General features: G+C 59.7%; 18 protein-coding genes and 1 pseudogene. 16 read left to right on the forward strand and 3 right to left on the reverse strand.

Annotated elements, in window-relative coordinates; genetic code table 11:
- Positions 1 to 147: 147 nt before the first annotated feature.
- On the forward strand, positions 148 to 1,683 hold the full coding sequence (gene guaA / locus ACTNAU_RS07515) for a glutamine-hydrolyzing GMP synthase (protein ID WP_207721187.1): 1,536 nt from the start codon (positions 148 to 150) through the stop codon (positions 1,681 to 1,683).
- 177 nt (positions 1,684 to 1,860) lie between these two features.
- Here the strand turns inward: guaA and ACTNAU_RS07520 are convergent, their stop codons facing one another.
- Positions 1,861 to 2,418, reverse strand: coding sequence for a helix-turn-helix domain-containing protein (locus ACTNAU_RS07520; RefSeq protein WP_004010378.1), 558 nt, complete (start codon positions 2,416 to 2,418; stop codon positions 1,861 to 1,863).
- A gap of 166 nt (positions 2,419 to 2,584) precedes the next feature.
- Between ACTNAU_RS07520 and ACTNAU_RS07525 the strand changes: the two genes are divergently transcribed.
- The 10 genes and pseudogenes from ACTNAU_RS07525 to ACTNAU_RS07570 all read left to right on the forward strand — a co-directional run bounded on the left by ACTNAU_RS07525 (position 2,585) and on the right by ACTNAU_RS07570 (position 13,323).
- A complete protein-coding gene (locus ACTNAU_RS07525) occupies positions 2,585 to 2,773 on the forward strand; it encodes a hypothetical protein (RefSeq protein WP_004010379.1) in 189 nt (62 codons plus the stop codon).
- Positions 2,774 to 2,786: 13 nt separating this feature from the next.
- On the forward strand, positions 2,787 to 3,863 hold the full coding sequence (locus ACTNAU_RS07530) for a site-specific integrase (RefSeq protein WP_004010380.1): 1,077 nt from the start codon (positions 2,787 to 2,789) through the stop codon (positions 3,861 to 3,863).
- 3 nt (positions 3,864 to 3,866) lie between these two features.
- The gene (locus ACTNAU_RS07535; protein WP_004010381.1) at positions 3,867 to 4,187 is read left to right on the forward strand and encodes a plasmid mobilization protein; all 321 of its coding nucleotides are present in this window, start codon (positions 3,867 to 3,869) and stop codon (positions 4,185 to 4,187) included.
- A gap of 3 nt (positions 4,188 to 4,190) precedes the next feature.
- A complete protein-coding gene (locus ACTNAU_RS07540; protein ID WP_031474225.1) occupies positions 4,191 to 5,345 on the forward strand; it encodes a helicase RepA family protein in 1,155 nt (384 codons plus the stop codon).
- A gap of 446 nt (positions 5,346 to 5,791) precedes the next feature.
- A complete protein-coding gene (locus ACTNAU_RS07545) occupies positions 5,792 to 6,979 on the forward strand; it encodes a plasmid recombination protein (RefSeq protein WP_228275371.1) in 1,188 nt (395 codons plus the stop codon).
- 372 nt (positions 6,980 to 7,351) lie between these two features.
- Positions 7,352 to 9,271: a tetracycline resistance ribosomal protection protein Tet(W) gene (gene tet(W) / locus ACTNAU_RS07550; RefSeq protein ID WP_031474227.1), complete on the forward strand. Its 1,920-nt coding sequence runs from the start codon at positions 7,352 to 7,354 to the stop codon at positions 9,269 to 9,271.
- A gap of 50 nt (positions 9,272 to 9,321) precedes the next feature.
- Positions 9,322 to 10,089, forward strand: coding sequence for a class I SAM-dependent methyltransferase (locus ACTNAU_RS07555; RefSeq protein ID WP_004010385.1), 768 nt, complete (start codon positions 9,322 to 9,324; stop codon positions 10,087 to 10,089).
- Positions 10,090 to 10,648: 559 nt separating this feature from the next.
- Positions 10,649 to 11,341, forward strand: a complete 693-nt coding sequence (locus ACTNAU_RS07560) for an HNH endonuclease (protein WP_441098034.1) — start codon at positions 10,649 to 10,651, stop codon at positions 11,339 to 11,341.
- Positions 11,342 to 11,611: 270 nt separating this feature from the next.
- A pseudogene (locus ACTNAU_RS07565) lies at positions 11,612 to 12,012 on the forward strand (cupin domain-containing protein).
- Positions 12,013 to 12,156: 144 nt separating this feature from the next.
- Positions 12,157 to 13,323: an iron-containing alcohol dehydrogenase gene (locus tag ACTNAU_RS07570; RefSeq protein WP_441098035.1), complete on the forward strand. Its 1,167-nt coding sequence runs from the start codon at positions 12,157 to 12,159 to the stop codon at positions 13,321 to 13,323.
- A gap of 50 nt (positions 13,324 to 13,373) precedes the next feature.
- Here the strand turns inward: ACTNAU_RS07570 and ACTNAU_RS07575 are convergent, their stop codons facing one another.
- Positions 13,374 to 14,270, reverse strand: coding sequence for a DMT family transporter (locus ACTNAU_RS07575; RefSeq protein ID WP_441098036.1), 897 nt, complete (start codon positions 14,268 to 14,270; stop codon positions 13,374 to 13,376).
- A gap of 117 nt (positions 14,271 to 14,387) precedes the next feature.
- On the opposite strand from ACTNAU_RS07575, the gene ACTNAU_RS07580 reads away from it, so the two are divergent.
- From ACTNAU_RS07580 to ACTNAU_RS07600, 5 genes are all read left to right on the forward strand, one after another.
- The gene (locus ACTNAU_RS07580) at positions 14,388 to 15,095 is read left to right on the forward strand and encodes a Crp/Fnr family transcriptional regulator (protein WP_441098037.1); all 708 of its coding nucleotides are present in this window, start codon (positions 14,388 to 14,390) and stop codon (positions 15,093 to 15,095) included.
- On the forward strand, positions 15,092 to 15,475 hold the full coding sequence (locus ACTNAU_RS07585; protein ID WP_256136488.1) for a MerR family transcriptional regulator: 384 nt from the start codon (positions 15,092 to 15,094) through the stop codon (positions 15,473 to 15,475). The genes ACTNAU_RS07580 and ACTNAU_RS07585 overlap by 4 nt, the downstream gene beginning before the upstream one ends.
- 165 nt (positions 15,476 to 15,640) lie before the next feature.
- Complete coding sequence (locus ACTNAU_RS07590) at positions 15,641 to 16,141, forward strand: RNA polymerase sigma factor (RefSeq protein WP_441098038.1); 501 nt, start codon at positions 15,641 to 15,643, stop codon at positions 16,139 to 16,141.
- On the forward strand, positions 16,131 to 16,736 hold the full coding sequence (locus ACTNAU_RS07595; protein ID WP_441098039.1) for a zf-HC2 domain-containing protein: 606 nt from the start codon (positions 16,131 to 16,133) through the stop codon (positions 16,734 to 16,736). Before ACTNAU_RS07590 ends, ACTNAU_RS07595 begins: the two co-directional genes overlap by 11 nt.
- Positions 16,733 to 17,983, forward strand: coding sequence for a DUF6688 domain-containing protein (locus ACTNAU_RS07600; RefSeq protein ID WP_441098040.1), 1,251 nt, complete (start codon positions 16,733 to 16,735; stop codon positions 17,981 to 17,983). The genes ACTNAU_RS07595 and ACTNAU_RS07600 overlap by 4 nt, the downstream gene beginning before the upstream one ends.
- A gap of 501 nt (positions 17,984 to 18,484) precedes the next feature.
- Here ACTNAU_RS07600 and ACTNAU_RS07605 read toward each other — a convergent pair.
- Entirely contained in the window at positions 18,485 to 19,996 is a 1,512-nt protein-coding gene (locus tag ACTNAU_RS07605; RefSeq protein WP_441098041.1) for a catalase, read from the reverse strand.
- Positions 19,997 to 20,029: the final 33 nt, after the last annotated feature.

Raw genomic sequence — 20,029 nt, forward strand, 5'->3', positions numbered from 1 at the left:
TTCGACAGCCCCATGGCACAATAGATGGGGTAAGAGACAGCCTGTCCGGCAGCGCGCCAGTCAGGCGGACGGTCCGACGCGCCGGCGGCGCCGGTTGGGCCGCCTTTTGTACGCCTTGACATCAAAACAGACAGCGGGGGTATCAATTTGAAACATCAGCTCATCTATGTCATTGACTTTGGCGGCCAGTACAACCAGCTGATTGCCCGCCGGGTGCGGGACCTGGGGGTCTACTGCGAAGTGCTGCCCCACACCGCGCCGGTGGAGCAGATCCGGGCCGGGAACCCGTCCGGCATCATCTTCACCGGCGGGCCCAACAGCGCCTACCTGCCCGACTCGCCCCAGTGCGACCCAGCCCTCTACCAGCTGGGGGTGCCGATCCTCGGCATCTGCTACGGCGCCCAGATGATGGCCCACATGTTCGGCGGCAAGGTCGAGGCGGCCCCGGTGGGCGAGTTCGGCAAGACCGTCTGCAAGGTGGTGGGAGAGACCCCGTTTTTTGCGGGCATCCAGCAGGAGAGCGTGGTCTGGATGAGCCATGTGGACTACATCTCCCAGCCGCCCGCCGGCTTCTCCGTCACCGCCGTCACCGACAACTGCCCGGTGGCCGCTATGGAGTGCCCCGAGAAAAAGCTCTACGCGGTGCAGTTTCACCTGGAGGTCAACCACACCCAGCAGGGGAGCGAGATGCTGCACAACTTCCTCTTTGACATCTGCGGCTGTGTGGGCGACTGGAACATGGAAAACTACCTGGACAGCGAGATCGCCCGGCTGAAAGAGCGCATCGGCGGCAAAAAGGTGCTGCTGGCCCTCTCCGGCGGGGTGGACTCCTCGGTCTGTGCGGCCCTGCTCTCCCGCGCCATCGGCAAACAGCTCACCTGTATCTTTGTGGACCACGGCCTGATGCGCTACAAAGAGGGCGACGCCATCGAGGAGACCTTCGGCAAGATGGACGTCAACTTCAAGCGGGTCAACGCCCAGGCGCGCTTTTTCGGCAAACTGGCCGGGGTGACCGAGCCCGAGGCCAAGCGCAAGGCCATTGGCGAGGAGTTCATCCGCGTCTTCGAGGAAGAGGCCAAGGCGATCGGCAAGGTGGACTTCCTGGCCCAGGGCACCATCTACCCCGACGTGGTGGAGTCCGGCCTGGGCGGCGAGAGCGCCGTCATCAAGAGCCACCACAACGTGGGCGGCCTGCCCGAGCACGTGGACTTCGAGGACATCGTCGAGCCGCTGAACATGCTCTTTAAAGACGAGGTCCGCCGCCTGGGCATCCTGCTGGGTCTGCCTAAGGAGATGGTCTGGCGCCAGCCCTTCCCCGGCCCCGGCCTGGGCATCCGCGTCATGGGCGAGGTGACCCCCGAAAAGGTCGACTTGCTGCAAAAGGCCGACTTCATCTTCCGCGAGGAGCTGGACAAGGCCGGCGAGTCCGGCAGTTTGAGCCAGTATTTCGCCGTGCTGACCGAGCAGCGGACGGTGGGGGTCGTGGGCGACTTCCGCACCTACGGCTACACCCTGGCGCTGCGGGCGGTCACCACCGACGACTTCATGACCGCCGACTTTGCCCGCATCCCCTATGACGTGCTGGAGAAGATATCCACCCGCATCATCGGCGAGCTGCCGGGCATCGGCCGCATCGTCTACGACGTGACCACCAAGCCCCCGGCCACCATTGAGTGGGAATGACGCTCGAAACGGCGAAAACCCGCATGAATACAGGCTTTTTTGCCCGTCCATACTGCTCTTGATACTGGATTGATACTATTTGTGTCCGCCCGGTATTCTCAAGAGAAAAATCCCAAAAGGACAAGCAAAACCGCCCTGCTGAACGACAAATTCAGCAGGGCGGTTTTTTTGCTTGTCTTATTTATTTTTCCGCCAAGGGATATAATATTCGCTTTCCAGGCCATCGTCGCAGGTATGGGGCCAGTTGAGTTTCCATTCAAAATACTCTTCCCTGGTGATCTCCCCGGCGTGTAACTCCTGCTGACGAAAAAGCCATTCCCGCATGAACTCGTCCACAAGGCCATACTGGAAGTACATACCCACGGGAGGGTGTGCGGGCCAGTCATCGCTATCATTGTACCGTACAGCGGTATCATCAGCGGCCCCTGCTCTGCCCGGATTGCGGACAAGTTGGAACAGGCGGATAGCGCCAGGGCTGTCCTCGTCCAGCCAGAAGAATGTCCGCATGAAGTCCTCGGCAGAGCCGGGGGCGATGGTGTAGAAGTTCTGGCGGTCTACCCGCAGCGCCTCGGCCATCTTGTCCAGCAGTTCCCGTTTCGGAACACGGTAATTCGTCTCATACTGGGCGATCCGGTTGTCCGCTCCCTTTTCCTCAAAGCCGATAGCAAGCCCCAATTCCTTTTGTGTCATGCCTCGAAAGGTGCGGATTTTCTTTATCTTGTCTCCGACTGTCATAATATCCCACCGCCTTTGCCAATAGTATAGCGCAAAAAAGCGAAAGATGCAAGATAATCTTTAACAAAAATGCGAAATAAATCCTTGACATTAACACTTATGTTAATGTATAATGAAGATGGTGACATTAACATATTTGCGAAACTAAAATAAGGAGGTGCTGACCATGGAAAAGGAGCTGTTTGTGAGAGCAGAGGAGGTCGCCAGGGAGCTGGGCATTTCCAAGCCCTACGCCTACAAGCTGGTGCGGGAGATGAACGAGGAGCTGAAGAAAAAAGGCTTTCTCACCATTCCCGGACGGGTAAGCAGGCGCTACTTCGAGGAAAAATTCTATGGGCTGCGGGACAGACAATAAGGAGGGAACCACAATGCCGGCATACAAAGACAAGGCAAAGGGCACATGGTATGCGTCCTTTTACTACGAGGACTGGACGGGCAAGAAAGTAAAGAAAATGAAACGGGGCTTTCCCACCAAGCGGGAGGCTCTGGAGTGGGAGCGGACATTCCTGCAACAACAGACCGCCGACCTGGAAATGACCTTTGAAAACTTCGTGGCTGTCTATGTGGCGGACATGAAAGGCCGTATCAAGGAAAACACCTGGGGGACGAAAGAGCATATCCTCTACAAGAAGTTGGTGCCGTACTTCGGCAAGCGGAAGATGTGCGACATTCACTCCAAGGAGGTCATCGCCTGGCAGAATGAAATGCTGGGTTACCGGGACAAGAACGGCAAGCCCTACTCTCCGGTGTACTTAAAAACGCTGCACAATCAGTTGAGCGCCGTGTTCAACCATGCGGTACGGCACTACAATCTAAAGGTCAATCCCGCTGCCCAGGCGGGCAATATGGGAAAGCCAAAGGGACGGGAAATGCTGTTCTGGACAAAGGCGGAGTATCTGAAATTCGCCGAGGCCATGATGGACAAGCCCCTTTCCTATTACGCCTTTGAAATGCTCTACTGGTGCGGCGTCCGGGAGGGGGAGCTGCTGGCCCTCACTCCTGGCGACTTCGACTTTGAGAAACAGACCGTCACCATCTCCAAGTCCTACCAGCGGATTAAGGGCAAGGATGTGATTACCGACCCCAAGACCCCTAAGAGCAACCGGGTCATTCAAATGCCCGCTTTCCTCTGTGAAGAAATGCGAGACTATATCAAGAGCCTGTATGGGGTGAAGCCCACCGACCGCATTTTCACGGTGACAAAATCCTACCTCCACCGGGAGATGGACAGGGGTGCGAAAGAGGCCGGGGTAAAGCGGATCAGAATACACGACCTGAGGCACTCCCACATTTCGCTGCTCATTGACATGGGCTTTACGGCCCTGGCAATCGCTGACCGGGTGGGACATGAAAGCATTGATATTACCTACCGCTACGCCCACCTGTTCCCCACCCGGCAGGCGGAGATGGCGGACAAACTGGACATGGAGCGAAAGGGGGCCTAAATCATGTCAGTGAAAAATCTTGACCGACACAACCGCTGGAGAAACAAAACTGTGGCTTTCCGGGTGTCCCCGGATGAGGACAGGGAAATTGAAACCGCTGTGCGGCTCTCCGGCCTTACCAAACAGGACTACATCACCCGACGGCTGCTGTGCCGGGATGTGGTGGTACAGGGCAACCCCAGGGTGTATAAGGCCCTGCGGAACGAGCTGGCCGCCGTTCTGGAAGAACTGGAGCGTATCGAGGCCGGGAATGGCGTGGATGGGGAGTTGCTGGACACCATCCGGCTGATCGCCGCCATCATGGACGGCATGAGGGAGGATTGATAGATGGATAGATTGCAAGAGAAAACGACTGCCCCATATCCGCCTGTTGGCGCAGACGGGGGACAGTCGCTCTCACAAAAACCTAACCAAAGTATAGCAGAGGGCGTGACAGAACACAAGCCCCCGGAAAGAGATTTGGAGGAAATCCTGCGGCAGATAAGCCGGGTCAATGACCCGGCCTATCTGCCTACCGTGTCTATGAATGACCTCTACGAACAGGTGTACCCCGGCAGACCTCCTGTGGTAGACGGTCTGCTCTATGCGGGGACATATCTCTTTGTGGGCGCTCCCAAGGTGGGCAAGTCCTTTCTCATGGCCCAGCTTGCCTATCATGTGAGTATGGGCCTTTCCCTGTGGGGGTATGAGGTGCGCCAGGGGACAGTCCTCTATCTGGCCCTGGAGGACAACCACCGTCGCTTACAGGAGCGGTTGTACCGGATGTTTGGAGTAGAGAGTACCGGAAACCTGTTCTTTGCCATCGGAGCTAAGCAGCTCGGCGGTGGCCTGGAGGAGCAGCTAAAGGGCTTTGTCCGGGAACACACGGACACCCGGCTTATTATCATCGACACCCTGCAAAAAATCCGGGAGGCCGGGGCAGAGAAGTACAGCTATGCCAACGACTATGAGGTAATCACCAAACTGAAACGGTTTGCCGATATAAGCGGGGTTTGCCTCCTGGTTGTACATCACACCCGCAAGCAGCAGGCCGATGATAAGTTTGATATGATCTCCGGCACCAACGGCTTATTGGGTGCGGCAGACGGGGCCTTTCTGCTCCAAAAGGAGCGGCGGGCAGACAACGCCGCCACCCTGGACATTTCTGGGCGGGATCAGCAAGACCAGCGCCTCTACCTCAAGCGGGACGAGGAACGGCTTGTGTGGGAGCTGGAGCGGCGGGAAACGGAGCTGCGGCAGGAGCCGCCTGACCCGGTGTTGGAGGCTGTTGCCGCCCTGGTAACGGCGGAACGGCCAGAGTGGAGAGGGACGGCCACGGAACTTGTCGCCGCCCTGGGGCTGGATATGAAACCCAATGCCCTGGCTATGCGGCTGAATGTCCGGGCGTGGCGGCTGTCCTATGAGTACCACATCCACTATGAAAGCGCCCGAACCCATGCCGGGCGGAGTATCAAGCTCACGTTGGAGGAACCCCAGGCGTGACGACCGTGACAGCTGTGACAGCTTTTCGGAGTGCGGAGGCGGTGTGTAAAACATCGTCACGGTCGTCACGGCTGTCACGGGGAGCGGGGGCGAAAGTCAAGGGGGGCATACCTGCGGGTGGAGATTGCCGCAAGTCAATACAACCCGTACCCCTTGACTTTCGGCCCACGGAAAACACTTGCCGGGCGGGGGAAAGGCCCCTGGCCTTTCCACCCTGCCCAACGGCGAGTGACAAAGTTTAGGCGGGGTGCAGGGTGCCCTTTTCAAAGGGCGGCCCTGCTGGGGGAGGCAACCGCAGTTGCCGGGGGCAAAGCCCCCACACCACCCCGTAGGGCGCAAATGCGCTTTTGATGGCCGTCAGGCTGTCAAAAGTGCTTTTGCGTTACTTTCGCAGAAAGTAACAAAGGCTCGCCGCTTGCGCGGCGGAAAAGGGAGGAGGGATTGATTTGAAAAGGACAATCAGCGCCATGGTGGGCCAAGGATCGGTGAACCATAACAGTAGAAAATTCCACGCCAAGAACACTGACCCGGAACGCTCCCACTTGAATATAACCTACTGCCAGGAGAATATCAAGGCGGTGTACCATGAACTCTTTGACGAGGCTCTGGAACGGTACAACGCTAAACAAACCAGGGCCGACAGAAGGATAGAGGATTACTATGAGAAGATCCGCTCCGGCAAGCAGGAAAAGCCGTTCCATGAAATCATCCTGCAAGTGGGCAATCGAGATGATATGAGCGCCGACAGCGAGGAGGGACAGCTTGCGGCAGCGGTTTTGGACGAGTACATGAAGGGCTTTCAAGAGCGCAACCCCCAACTCCGGGTGTTCTCTGCCCACCTCCACATGGACGAGGCTACGCCCCATCTGCACATTGACTTTGTACCATTCACCACCGGGAGCAAGCGAGGGCTGGACACGAGGGTATCTTTGAAACAGGCGTTAGCGGCCCAGGGTTTCCAGGGCGGCACCAGAGGGGACACAGAGTGGAGCCAGTGGGTGCGCTCGGAAAAGGAGCAGCTTTCCCTGGTCATGGAGCGCCACGGGATTGAGTGGGAGGACAAAGGCACCCACGACAAGCACTTGTCTGTGCTGGACTACAAGAAAGAGCAGCGGGCAAAGGAGATCGCCGTTCTGGAGACGGTCAAGGCGGAGAAAGAAAACCAGGTGGAGAGCCAGGAACGGCGGCTCAAAGAACTTGCCCCGGCGGTGAAAAATATGGAGCGGTTGGCAGCGGATTTCTCCGCCAATCCGGAGGAGATTTTGCCGGAGCCGGGAACGCTGGAAACAGGCCGGGCCTACCGAGAGAAAAAGGCAAAGCCCCTGCTGGCCCAAATCGTCAAGGTGCTGCGCTCCCTGTATCTGGCCTATGTGGAGCTGCGGGGGAAATTTGAGCGTCTGCAAGGGGACTATGGCCGGGTGAGGGAGAGCAACATCCGCCTGTCTGATCGATTGCAGGAGGTCAAGTTGGAAAACAAGGCCATGCGGCAAGTCTCCGCTGACTATGAGCGGGTCAAAAGGGCCTTTGGCCCAGAACAAGTGGACAGAATATTAGAGGCAGCTTACCAGCAGGAACATGCCGAAAAGGAACGGAAACGGGCCGCAAAGTCAAAAATTCGGATAGACGCACGATAATCACCAAAACCGGAGGGTATTCCAGTGAATACCCTCCGATTTTATTTGTGGAATCGGTAAAATGATTTCTTGTTTTTTAGAGCGTACTATGATATACTGCTATTATCCTGATTTGAGGAGTCTATCAAATATGCGGCAAGGTATTCTTAAATAAAATTTGATAATGGGCGCAAAAATGATTGCCCCTTGCAGGGGCTTGGTTTTTGTACCCAATTTTAAGAATACTTTTGCCTTTTTAGTAAATATCGTGACGGACCGCGGCTTATGTAAGTCGTGTATGTTTCTGTGTGTCCGAAGTCATGATCCCCAGCGGTAAAAGTATTAGCCGCTGGGGATTTTTGCGCCCATTCGGGCCTTGTATGGAGGATAGACATGAACATTATCAATATCGGGATTCTTGCCCATGTAGACGCTGGAAAGACGACCTTGACGGAGAGTCTGCTATATGCCAGTGGAGCCATTTCAGAACCAGGGAGCGTCGAAAAAGGGACAACGAGGACGGACACCTTGTTTTTGGAGCGGCAGCGTGGGATTACCATTCAAGCGGCAGTCACTTCCTTCCAGTGGCACAGATGTAAAGTTAACATTGTGGATACGCCCGGCCACATGGATTTTTTGGCGGAGGTGTACCGCTCTTTGGCTGTTTTAGATGGGGCCATCTTGGTGATCTCCGCGAAAGATGGCGTGCAGGCCCAGACCCGTATTCTGTTCCATGCCCTGCGGAAAATGAACATTCCCACCGTTATCTTTATCAACAAGATCGACCAGGCTGGCGTTGATTTGCAGAGCGTGGTTCAGTCTGTTCGGGATAAGCTCTCCGCCGATATTATCATCAAGCAGACGGTGTCGCTGTCCCCGGAAATAGTCCTGGAGGAAAATACCGACATAGAAGCATGGGATGCGGTCATCGAAAATAACGATGCATTATTGGAAAAGTATATCGCAGGAGAACCAATCAGCCAGGAAAAACTTGCGCGGGAGGAACAGCGGCGGGTTCAAGAAGCCTCCCTGTTTCCGGTCTATCATGGCAGCGCCAAAAAGGGCCTTGGCATTCAACCGTTGATGGATGCGGTGACAGGACTGTTCCAACCGATTGGGGAACAGGGGAGCGCCACCCTATGCGGCAGCGTTTTCAAGGTTGAGTACACCGATTGCGGCCAGCGGCGTGTCTATCTGCGGCTATACAGCGGAACGCTGCGCCTGCGGGATACGGTGGCCCTGGCCGGGAGAGAAAAGCTGAAAATCACAGAGATGCGTATTCCATCCAAAGGGGAAATTGTTCGGACAGACACCGCTTATCCGGGCGAAATTGTTATCCTTCCCAGCGACAGCGTGAGGTTAAACGATGTATTAGGGGATCAAACCCGGCTCCCTCGTAAAAGGTGGCGCGAGGCCCCCCTCCCCATGCTGCGGACGACGATTGCGCCGAAAACGGCAGCGCAAAGAGAACGGCTGCTGGACGCTCTTACGCAACTTGCGGATACTGACCCGCTTTTGCGCTGCGAAGTGGATTCCATCACCCATGAGATCATTCTTTCTTTTTTGGGCCGGGTGCAGTTGGAGGTCGTTTCCGCTTTGCTGTCGGAAAAATACAAGATTGAAACAGTGGTAAAGGAACCCACCGTCATTTATATGGAGCGGCCGCTCAAAGCAGCCAGCCACACCATCCATATCGAGGTGCCGCCCAACCCGTTTTGGGCATCTATCGGACTGTCTGTTACACCACTCCCGCTTGGCTCCGGCGTACAATACGAGAGCCGGGTTTCGCTGGGATACTTGAACCAGAGTTTTCAAAACGCTGTCAGGGATGGTATCCGTTACGGGCTGGAGCAGGGCTTGTTCGGCTGGAACGTAACGGACTGTAAGATTTGCTTTGAATACGGGCTTTATTACAGTCCAGTCAGCACGCCGGCGGACTTCCGCTCATTGGCCCCGATTGTATTGGAACAGGCATTGAAGGAATCGGGGACGCAGCTGCTGGAACCTTATCTCTCCTTCACCCTCTATGCGCCCCAGGAATACCTTTCCAGGGCTTATCATGATGCACCGAAATACTGTGCCACCATCGAAACGGCCCAGGTAAAAAAGGATGAAGTTGTCTTTACTGGCGAGATTCCCGCCCGCTGTATACAGGCATACCGTACTGATCTGGCCTTTTACACCAACGGGCAGAGCGTATGCCTTACAGAGCTAAAAGGGTATCAGGCCGCTGTCGGCCAGCCGGTCATCCAGCCCCGCCGTCCAAACAACCGCCTGGACAAGGTGCGCCATATGTTTCAGAAGGTAATGTAAAGATACATAATCGTCAAGACGGCAACAATCAGAAGTTATGGAGGGTAACAATGGAATATCGTAAGGAAGATTTAATGGAAGCAAAAAAGCAAATTTTGGGAGTGGGAGAGAACATGGGAACAGAGGAAAGTAAAAAAATCTGGGAGGAGAACGCACAATTTTGGGATAATGCAATGGGTGACGAATCTAATGAATTTCACAGAGAGGTAGTGCGTCCCAAAGTAACGGAACTTCTATCTCCTAATCCTGCGGATTATATTTTGGATATTGCGTGTGGCAATGGAAATTATTCTTCGTATCTTGCACAAAGAGGCGCTTCGGTTGTCGCTTTTGATTACAGCAAAAAAATGATAGAATTGGCTAAAAGACGGCAATCACAATATGCAAAACAAATTGAATTTTGTGTGGCGGATGCGACCAATAGAAAAAGTATATTAGAATTAAAAAGAAATCGAGCCTTTACGAAAGCAGTTTCTAATATGGCAATTATGGATATTACGGATATTGAACCACTTCTTATGGCTGTTTATGAACTGTTGCAGGAAAGCGGAATTTTTGTCTTTGCAACGCAACACCCTTGTTTTGTCACGTTGACTGAAAAATATATGACACCGCACAGTTACTATGATATAGCGATTGAAGGGCAACCGAAAGAGCAGATTTATTATCATCGTTCCATACAAGATATTTTTAACCTTTGTTTTAGAGCTGGATTTGTCATTGATGGATTTTATGAAGAATGTTTCAAAACCAACAAAGAAATTCCTATGGTAATGATAGTAAGGCTTAAGAAGGTAAAACGTGATACCTTACAATAAATTCAAGTTTGTCGGGTAAATAGCAAAGCCAGCCGAGCCAGCGGGCGGTCAAGATGAACGGGCTTCGCCCACCGTTGACAGCCCCGCCCGGTTTCGCAGTTAGGCAGTCAAGGAGCGACAGCAAGGAGTGCTGCCGCCCCGCACTATTATTCAGAGAGGGGGAATTTCCATGACAGACCAGAAAGCCTATCAAGAATATATCCAGCGCAGGTACAACGCCTCTTGCAAGGCTGTTATCCGCTGTGCCTGACAGCGTCCGTCCGTGCCGGAATTATGTAGAGCTCCACATAATTCTGTTGTATTTCCCAGCCTTTTGTGATACTATTTTGATACTAATAAACTTTACAGCCGAAAATAGCAGGTGGAATATTAACATATTTGCGAAAGTTTTTCCTGCGAAATCACCTCAAATACACCCTACTATATCTGAATTTGCCGAGTGGGAATAGCTATCTCAAGTAAGTGTTTGATGACAGGCGCGCCTAGGCTCGTCTGTCATTTTTGCAAACGGGTAGTTTTGTCTCCCAGAGAGATGCCCGTGAGAAAAGGGAGGTAACCCATGCCCTTTAGTGAGCAAGTCAAGTTGACTGCCAAAAGGAAAAGCAATTTTAGATGTGTGATTTGTGGGGAGCCGTTTGTGGAGGTTCACCACATTAAGCCACAACACGAAGGCGGCGATGACACGCTGGACAACGCCGTTCCGCTGTGCGCAAGATGTCACGACCTATTTGGTGAAAATCCCGCCAAGAGAAAGCAGATCAGGGAGATGAGGGACCACTATTACCAGCAAGTCGAATCAATGACAGACAGCGGCATTCTTGACAGAGGGCTCAGCGATAGCGCTTACACAGCACTGGAGAGTGAAAAAGTGGCTATCTACCACGTCGTATACGAAGGTGAGGACTTCGATACGTCGGCGTGCATTCTAATGGACCTGGCAGCTGAGGCGCAGAGGGCTCATCCCGGGAAAAAGCGCGTTTTATACCTCGACATCGACGGGCATCGCAATCCGGCTGGAGGCTTTGACAGGGATATGCTAGAACTCCAAAAAGAGTTTCTCATTTTTCTGATGCAGTACATAAGTGAAGCCCATACCCCCCTAATCCATCTGAAGAATCCCAGGCCACAAAACGACGATCTCCCGGACCACCTTTTTGTTCAGGACGGCGATCGCGGCACCATCCGCTTCCTGGGGGACGATGCAAAAACACTCATCACCATGGCCAAACAGGAAGAAAAGCCTATTGAATGACGCTTTCGGACAGGATGTAAAAAAACCAGTGGACCCTGTGTCTCCTTCGCACATTGGACATCTTCCCTTTTCGCCCGTCTTCCCTCTCTCTTGTGACCTCCCCAAAATGCCCCCTGGAGCAGTGCTCCCGGGGGCATTTTTGCCGCTTGACCCTCACTGAAAGGCGGCGCAAAACTGGCCCTTGACTTGGAGCGGACTCCAGGGTTTATCCTAGAACCAGACCAACAAAACAGCGGCCCTTACGCGCCGCCGTTTGAGGGGGGATGAGAGATGGATGAAGGAAAGAGACTGCACGACCTGGGCGGTGGCACCGCCTTCCCCATAGGGGCGGAAAACACCGCCTTCGCCGCCCACTTCAGCGAAAAATCCTATCTGGCAATGCTCGCCGACAGGGGGTGAGCATCGCCAACGTCACCTTTGCCCCTGCCTGCCGCAACGACTGGCACATCCACCGCCGGGGCGGCCAGATTTTATTGGTCACCGGGGGGCAGGGGTGTTACCAGGCCTGGGGCGAGCCCGCCCGGGAACTCCGCCCGGGGGATGTGGTCAACATCCCGCCGGATGTCAAGCACTGGCACGGCGCGGCGCCGGACAGCTGGTTTCCCCTCCTGGCGGTCGAGGTGCCCGCCGACGGCGGCGCGACCAAGTGGCTGGAGTCGGTGGACGGGTAGACCGGTTGCCACCTGCACCAAAAAATCCGCCCAAGAGGGCTATTGACCCCGGCCGAGCGGCGCTTTAAAATGGAGTTGATAGGAACTTGCGCCGGCGGGGCGCCATATCTGCCCCCCCTTCGGCCAGATGAAAGGAGTTTTTCAATGCAAAATTTTGTTTACGATATCCCGACCAAGGTCTATTTCGGGCCCGACCAGCTCTCCCACCTGGGGGAGGAGCTGAAGAAATTCGGCACCCGGGTACTGCTGACCTACGGCGGCGGCTCCATCAAAAAGACCGGTCTCTACGACCGCGTCGTCGCGGAGGTCGAGCGGGCGGGGCTCACCCTCTTTGAGCTCCCGGGCATCGAGCCCAACCCCCGCATCACCTCGGTCAACAAGGGGGTCGCCCTCTGCCGGGAGCACGAAATCGACGTGCTGCTGGCGGTGGGCGGCGGCTCCACCATCGACGCCACCAAGTTCATCGGCGCGGGGTACTACCACGACGGCGACGCCTGGGACCTGCTGTCCGACAAAGCCCCCATCACCAACTGCCTGCCCATCGTCACCGTGTTGACCCTGTCCGCCACCGGCTCGGAGATGGACGCGGGCGGCGTCATCAGCAACCTGGAGACCCGGGACAAGATCGGCCGGGGCCACCCCTCCATGCGGCCGAAGGTCTCCTTCCTCGACCCCACCGCCACCTACACCGTGGGGCCCTACCAGACCGCCTGCGGGGCGGCGGACATCCTCTCCCACCTCATGGAGACCTACTTCAACGCCGAGGGCAGCCTCTACATGCTCGACCGGATGATGGAGGGGCTGATGGAGACGGTGGTCCACGCGGCCCCGGTGGCGCTGGCAGAACCCGAGAACTACGAGGCCCGGGCCAATTTGATGTGGGCCTCCTCCTGGGCCATCAACGGCTTCACCCGCACCTGCCAGACCTGCGAGTGGAGCTGCCACCCCATGGAGCACGAGCTCTCTGCCTTTTACGACATCACCCACGGCCTGGGGCTGGCCATCCTCACCCCCCGCTGGATGGAGCACGTCCTCGACGAGGAGAGCGCCCCCCGCCTCGCCCGCTTTGCCAAGAGCGTCTTCGGGGTCGATGCCGCCCTGCCCGACAGGGTGGCCGCCAGAGAGGGCATTGCCCGGCTGTCCGCCTTCCTCTTTGACACCCTGGGGCTGAAGAGCACCTTCACCGCCCTGGGCATCGACGACACCCACTTCGCGGAGATGGCCAAAAAGGCCTGCGGTAACGGGGTGCTGCGGGGCTATCGCCCCCTGCGCCCGGCCGACGTGGAGGCCATCTTCCGCGCCTGCCTCTAGCCCAAAAAGAGGGCGGCCGGACTGTACCGGCCGCCCTCTTGCGATAGGCGCTAGTCCTCCCCCTTCTCCCCCTTGCGGCCGACCCACCTCTCCACCACAAGGTTGACAATGACCCCCGCGGCGATGACCAGGCCGCCGCGGAAGGTGGCGTCGGAAAAGCTGTTGCCCAGGAGAAGATCCAGCAGGACGCCGGTGAAGATCTGCCCGATGAAGAGCAGGAGGGTCAGGCGAAAGGCCGGCACGCGGGGGACAGTCAGGTTGCTCAGCAGCACCACCGCCACCCCCAAAACGCCCCCAAGGTAGATCCAGGGCCGTCCTGCGCCGCTGCCGATGTGCGCCCCGCCCGCCAGGCAGATGGAGCCCAGGGCCAGCGCCACCGTGATGGGCAGCCCCACCAGATGGTTGATGAGGGAGCCCCGCAGGAGCCCCGTCTGCTCGGCCAGCCGGGCGTTGACGGTGCGGGAGAGGACCACCGATACCCCCGCGCCGAGGGAGACCGCCACCGCCACCGCCGCCGCGGCGACCGTGCGGTCGAGCATCATCCTGATGCCCGCCAGGGAAAAGGCCAGCCCGATGAGGGAGCTCTTTTGAAAGGGGCGCTTCTCCATTCCCAACAGGCCGAAGTGGTCGATGGCGAGGGCCGCCGCCGTCTGCCCCAATAGCCCCAGGGCGACGATGCTCGTCATGCTGATTTTCCCGTAGGCGAGGTTGTTGAAGACGGTGGTAAAGACCCCGATGGCCCCGCCCAGGTAAATCCAGCGGGGGCGGTGGCCCCACAGCGGCCGCTTCTCCCGCTGCGCCGCGCAGAGGACCAGGGCAAAGAGCGAGCCGACCAGGTGGACGATCGCCGCCGCCACAAAGACGCTGTATGCGGCGGTGAGGTTGCCGTTGACGGACACCATGACCGCGAGGGTGACGCCGGTCAAAAGAGCGAGCAGCTGATACATGGTTTGATCCCTCCCTGTCATGAGGATACCAGATTTTTCCGGGACGGCATAGGACATTTGTCATGGTGCTTTTGGGGGAGAGGCGCGATACTGTCTTTTAGAGAGGGGGAAGAGCCGATGGAGCGGTGCGCACTGACAGCACGGCACCTGGCCAAACTCGCCGAGTACAACCTGCAGGGGGTGCCGCGGGAGCGCTGCACCGCCCTGCGCTACTGCCCGGGAGAGGCCATTGTGCGGGAGGGGGACGAGCTCGAGGGGCTGGCCCTGGCGGTCAAGGGGTTGGCCAAGGTCTCCCGCTCCACGCCGGACGGCAAAAACCTCATCCTCTGCTACTACCTCTCGGACGGGATGATCGGGGAGATCGAACTGCTGACCTGCCAGCGGCTGGCCACCACCACGGTGACGGCCGTCTCCGCCTTCGAGTGCGTCTTGATCGACCGCGCCAGCATCGCCGAGCAGCTGCGGGAAAACATCCCCTTCTGGCAGCGGCTGGGGGCGGTGTTGGCCGACAAGTTGCAGAGGAGTTCTGAAAACTACGCCCTCTCCTCCCTCTGCTCGGCACAGGAACGCCTCTGCGCCTACATCTGCAAAAATGCGCCCGGCGGGCTGTTCCGCGACCCCATCACCGACGTGGCCTGCTCTGTCGGCGCCAGCTACCGCCATGTCTTTCGCCTGCTGGCCGACCTCTGCCGCGAAGGGGTGCTGCAAAAGAGCAAACAGGGCTACCAGATCAAATGCCCAGCGGAGCTCGCCCGCCGGGCGCAAGCCGGCGGGGGAACACCCGCCCCGGGCAAAGCAAACAAGCGAAAGGAGACTGCGCCATGACCATTGCCGAGGTGAGCCGCACCTACGACCTGTCCGCCGACACCCTGCGCTACTACGAGCGCATCGGGCTGATCCCCCCGGTGCACCGCAGCGCCGGCGGCATCCGCGAGTACGACGAGGAGGACTGCCGCTGGGTCGAATTCATCAAGTGTATGCGGGGGGCGGGACTCCCCATCGAGTCGCTGGTGGAGTACGTCGCCCTCTTCCAGCAGGGGGAGGAGACCGCCCCAGCCCGCAAACTGCTGCTGGCGGAACAGCGGCAGCGGCTGGCAGAGCGCATCGAGGAGATGCAGGCGGTGCTGGCAAGGCTCGATTGCAAGATCGAGGGCTACGACCGGCTGGCAGCCGCCGAGAGCAAGTTGCGCCGCAGCCGGGACTGACCGCCTGCCCAGCCGCAGCGGGCCGTTCGCCAGAGGGCGGGCGGCCCGCTTTTTTGCCCCTCTCCCCGCGCCTGCCGCAGCGGCCGAATGCGCAGAAAAGGGGCGGGGTCGCTGTAACGGCCGGGGGATACAGGCGTCTTACTAGAAGAGAGGAGGGGAGCCGCCGTGGACGAATTTGAACAGCTGTACCGGGAGAATGCCCCCCTGGTCTACGGCTATCTGCTGCGGCTGACCGGCGATCCCGGCGAGGCGGAGGAGCTGTTGCAGGAGACCTTTGTCCGCGCCCTGATCCGGCTGGACGGCTTTCGGGGGGACTGCCGCCTCTCCTCCTGGCTCTGCCAAATCGGCAAAAACCTCTACCTGGACGCCCGGCGCAGGCAGAGCCGACAGCTCCCCCTGGAGGGGGCTGTGGACGGTGCGGCAGCGGAGGATCCGGCCCTCCTGCGCCAGGAGGAACGAGAGGAGGCGGAGGCCATCTTCCGCCAGGTGGAGCGGCTGGCCGAGCCGGGGCGCACCGTCTTTGCCATGCACGCCCTGCAGGGGCTCTCACTGGCCGAGATCAGCCGCCGCTACCGCCGCTCTGAAAGCTGGGCGCGGGTGCTCTACTACCGGGCCAAACGGCGGATCATCGCCGCCATGAAGGAGGATGGTTTGGATGGACTTTGACTGTGATTTGATACGCGACCTGCTCCCCCTCTACCTGGACGGGGTCTGCAGCGATGCCTCGCGCCGGGCGGTAAAGGCGCACCTGGCCGGCTGCGCCGACTGCCGCCGCGCCCTGGCGGAGATGGAGGCGGGGCTCGACCTCCCCCTCTCCGCCCCCCCGCCGGAGGGGACCGTCCTCGCCAACATCCGCCGCCGCTGGGCCAACTCCCTGTTGGCGGCCATCCTCCTCACCGCCCTGCTCTTCACCGCCGCCGGGGTGATGGTGGAGGGGGGCTGGCACACCCTGCCCCAGGGGCGGGCCGCCCTCTGGCTGGTGGTGCCGGGGGTGAGCTTCTTTCTCTCCCTCATCCACTACTTCTTCGCCCGGGAATACCGCAGCGCCCCCCTCTTTTCTCTCGTTTCGGGGGGGCTGACCGCCCTGCTCTGTCTGGGGGGCGATGCCCTCGCCCTCTGGTACTACCGCGGCTGGGGCCAGGGGGGTAGCGCCCTTCTCCCCTGCCTGCTCATCGCCCTGGCGGCGGGGGCCATTCAGCTGCTGCTGGCCCTCCTCTACGGCCGCTGGCTGGGGCTCGCGCCCCGGGGGAAAAGGGGATGAGCCCCGCCAGGGCCAAAGAGGCCTTCCTGCGCCACCCGCTCCTCTGGTCGCTGGCGGCCGGGCAGGTCCTGGGCTTTCTGGGCTGCCTGATCGCGGCGCTGGGCCGCGCCTCCTCCCTCGCGGGGCTGTTCGCGGTGTCGGCGGGCGTCGGGCTCTTTCTGGTCTGGCCCCTCCTCCTGACCCTCCTCAACCTGGCCTTTTTGATCCGCCGCGCCAAGGGGGCAGCCGCCCGCCTGGCCGGGCAGGCGGTGGAGGGGGCGACGCTGGCGGCTGGGTCTCTCTTTACCGCCCTTCTCCTCTCGATCTCGGAGGTCCGCTTTGCCGACTGGCCGGTCCCCCTGCAAAATGCCCAGCGGCACACCCCCGTCGCCAGCTGGGGGGCGCCCACCGTGGCGGTGTTGGCGGCCGTAGGGCTGTTGGGGTACTTGCTGCTGCGGCTGGTCCCCCTGCCCAAGCTGCCGCCCCTGGCGGCGGTGCTGGCCATGGCCGCCCTCTACCTGGGCTGCGGCGTCTGCCTGCTCTGGATGGCGCAGGTGTTCACCGCCCGGTACTGGTTGCTGGCCCTCTTCCCCGCCAACTGCCTTCTCATCGCCGCCAAGGCGGTGCGGGATCTGGTGGCCCAGTGGCGGGAACAGTGTCCCCGGCGGGAGGCGGCGGCGCGCTACCAGACCCGCCCCCTGCTGGGGCGGATGGCCGCCCTGCTCGAAAACACCGCCAACTGGCCCTGGCTCGCCGGGCTGCTGATGTGGCCCCTGTTGGGGGTCCTCGTCGGGCTGCTGGCCCTCTTTGGCCAGGCACCCGACGCGGTGCTGCGGGCCTGGAGCGAGACCAGCGACTGGAACCTCTCCCGGCAGGTCTCTCCCCCCAACGTCATTTACGACGAGCACTACCTCTGCACGGTGGCGGCGGGCGGGCACCGGCGGCTGGTCAAACCCCTGCGCCCGGGCTGCCGCCACGGCCACCGGGTGACAGTCAACCGGCAGCTCTGCGTGGCCAACGCCTTTGAGCAGCTGCTGGAGGAGCGCGCCCCCCGCTTTCACCGATTGGTGCGGGGGCTCTACGACCGGCTGGGCTACCCGGTGGCCCGGCACATCCGCTCCCCCTACCTGGCGGACGCCGTCTACCTGCTGATGAAACCGGCCGAATGGCTCTTCCTCACTGTGCTCTACCTCTTTGATCCCCTGCCGGAAAATCGTATCGCCGTGCAGTACCCCCACCGCCCCCTGCCCGGCGGATACCGCCGCTAGGGGGCCCTGCCTTCCAAGGGGAGGCCGCTCCCCTTCCCTGCGGGGACATAAATGCAAAGCGGAAGCGGGCGCAGAAACCAGTCGATCCGTGCCAACGGCCCGGCCATCGAAAAGGCAGTCGGCAGCCCCCGCGCGGAAGGGCAAGGGGGGAGCGCCGCCGGGTCACTGGGGCCCGGCGGCTGCTCGGCACCGCCCTCGATTGGAGCTGTTTTCGCAATCTCAATACTCCCGGCTGTCCTCTTCCCCATCGGCAGTTCTCGCAGGCGTCCGGCCGCCGCTCTTCGGCCCGGGAAAACGCCCCTGGCGGCTCCCCTGCCAGAGAATTCTCCCTCCCGTCCTCGGCAGTTCAAAACCACCCGCTTCCTCCCCTCCCCGGTCAAAGCCAAAGGGGGATGGGGAGGCGGAAAAATTGGTCTTTTCCATGGGCTCCGGACATCGCGCCGCCAGACGATTGCCGACCCAAAAAAGGGACCCAGCGCCCAAAGCGCCGGGTCCCTTTTTCTACTCCATCTCCCCCAAAGTGGCCTCCACCAACTTCTGGTGGGTCAGGCGGGAGAGGGCTTTGACCATTTCAAGGTCCAGCCCCATGGCCTCGGTGATGCGGCGGCCGTACTCCAAATCCGCCAGGTAGCAGTGGACGGCGTGGCGGTACTTGACGTTTTTGCTCACCGGCTCAATGTTTCTGGCGGTGTTTTCAATGAGCAGGTCCCGCTGCTGCGGGGTCATCACCCGCCAGAGGTCGCCCCCCGCGCGGAAGCAGTCGTCGGTGGGGTCGTCCTTGGGGTCGTAGGCGTACATGGCCCCCGACAGGTCCAGCGGCGGCTCCATCACCCCCGGCTGGGCCGCCCAGGCCCCCTGGCTGTTGGGGGAGTAGGCCGGCGCGCCGCCGTAGTTGCCGTCGGTGCGCATGGCGCCGTCCCGGTGGTAGTCGCTCACCGGGCAGCGGGCCCGGTTGACCGGGATCTGGTTGTAGTTGACCCCCAGCCGGTAGCGCTGGGCGTCGCCGTAGACAAAGAGCCGCCCCTGCAAAAACTTGTCCGGCGAAAAGCCGATGCCCGGCACCACGTGGGCCGGGGTGAAGGCGGACTGCTCCACCTCTGCAAAGTAGTTCTCGGGGTTGCGGTTGAGTTCCAGCACCCCCACCTCGATCAGGGGGAACTCCCCATGCCTCCAGATCTTGGTGATGTCAAAGGGGTTTTCATAGTGGGTTTGGGCCTGCTCCTCGGTCATGATCTGCACGTACATGGTCCAGCGGGGGTAGTCGCCCCGCTCGATGGACTCGTAGAGGTCCCGGCCGTGGCTCTCCCGGTCCTTGGCCACCACCGCCTCCGCCTCGGCGTCGGTGAGATTTTTGATGCCCTGCTGGGTCTTGAAGTGGAACTTGCACCAGACCCGCTGATTTTTCTCGTTGTAGAGGGAGAAGGTGTGCTCCCCGTAAAAGTGCATGTGGCGGAAGGAGGCGGGGATCCCCCTGTCGGACATGACGATGGTGGTCTGGTGGAAGGTCTCGGGCAGCAGCGTCCAGAAATCCCAGTTGTTCTGCGCCGAGCGCATGCCGGTGCGGGGATCGCGCTTCACCGCCCGGTTGAGGTCGGGGAAGTTGTGGACGTCGCGCAGGAAGAAGGTGGGGGTGTTGTTGCCCACCAGGTCCCAGTTGCCCTCCTCGGTGTAGAATTTCACCGCCACCCCGCGGATGTCCCGCTCTGCGTCGGCGGCCCCCCGCTCCCCCGCCACGGTGGAGAAGCGGAGGAAGAGGTCGGTCACCGCGCCGGGCTGCAGCACCTTGGCCCGGGTGTAGCGGGAGATGTCGCCGGTGACCGTCAGCTTGCCGTACGCCCCCCAGCCCTTGGCGTGCATCCGCCGCTCGGGGATGACCTCCCTGTCAAAGTGGGCCAGCTTCTCCAGCAGCCAAACATCCTGCAGCATCACCGGGCCGCGGGGGCCCGCGGTCAGCGAGTTCTCGTTTTCCGCCACCGGCGCACCCACTTCATTGGTCAAATTTTGAACGTCCATTCTGTAGTCCTCCTCTGTCTGGTCCAGCGGTGT

It is taken from the genome of Bittarella sp. HCP28S3_D9, assembly GCF_052065655.1.
GTDB classification, from domain to species: domain Bacteria; phylum Bacillota; class Clostridia; order Oscillospirales; family Ruminococcaceae; genus Bittarella; species Bittarella massiliensis.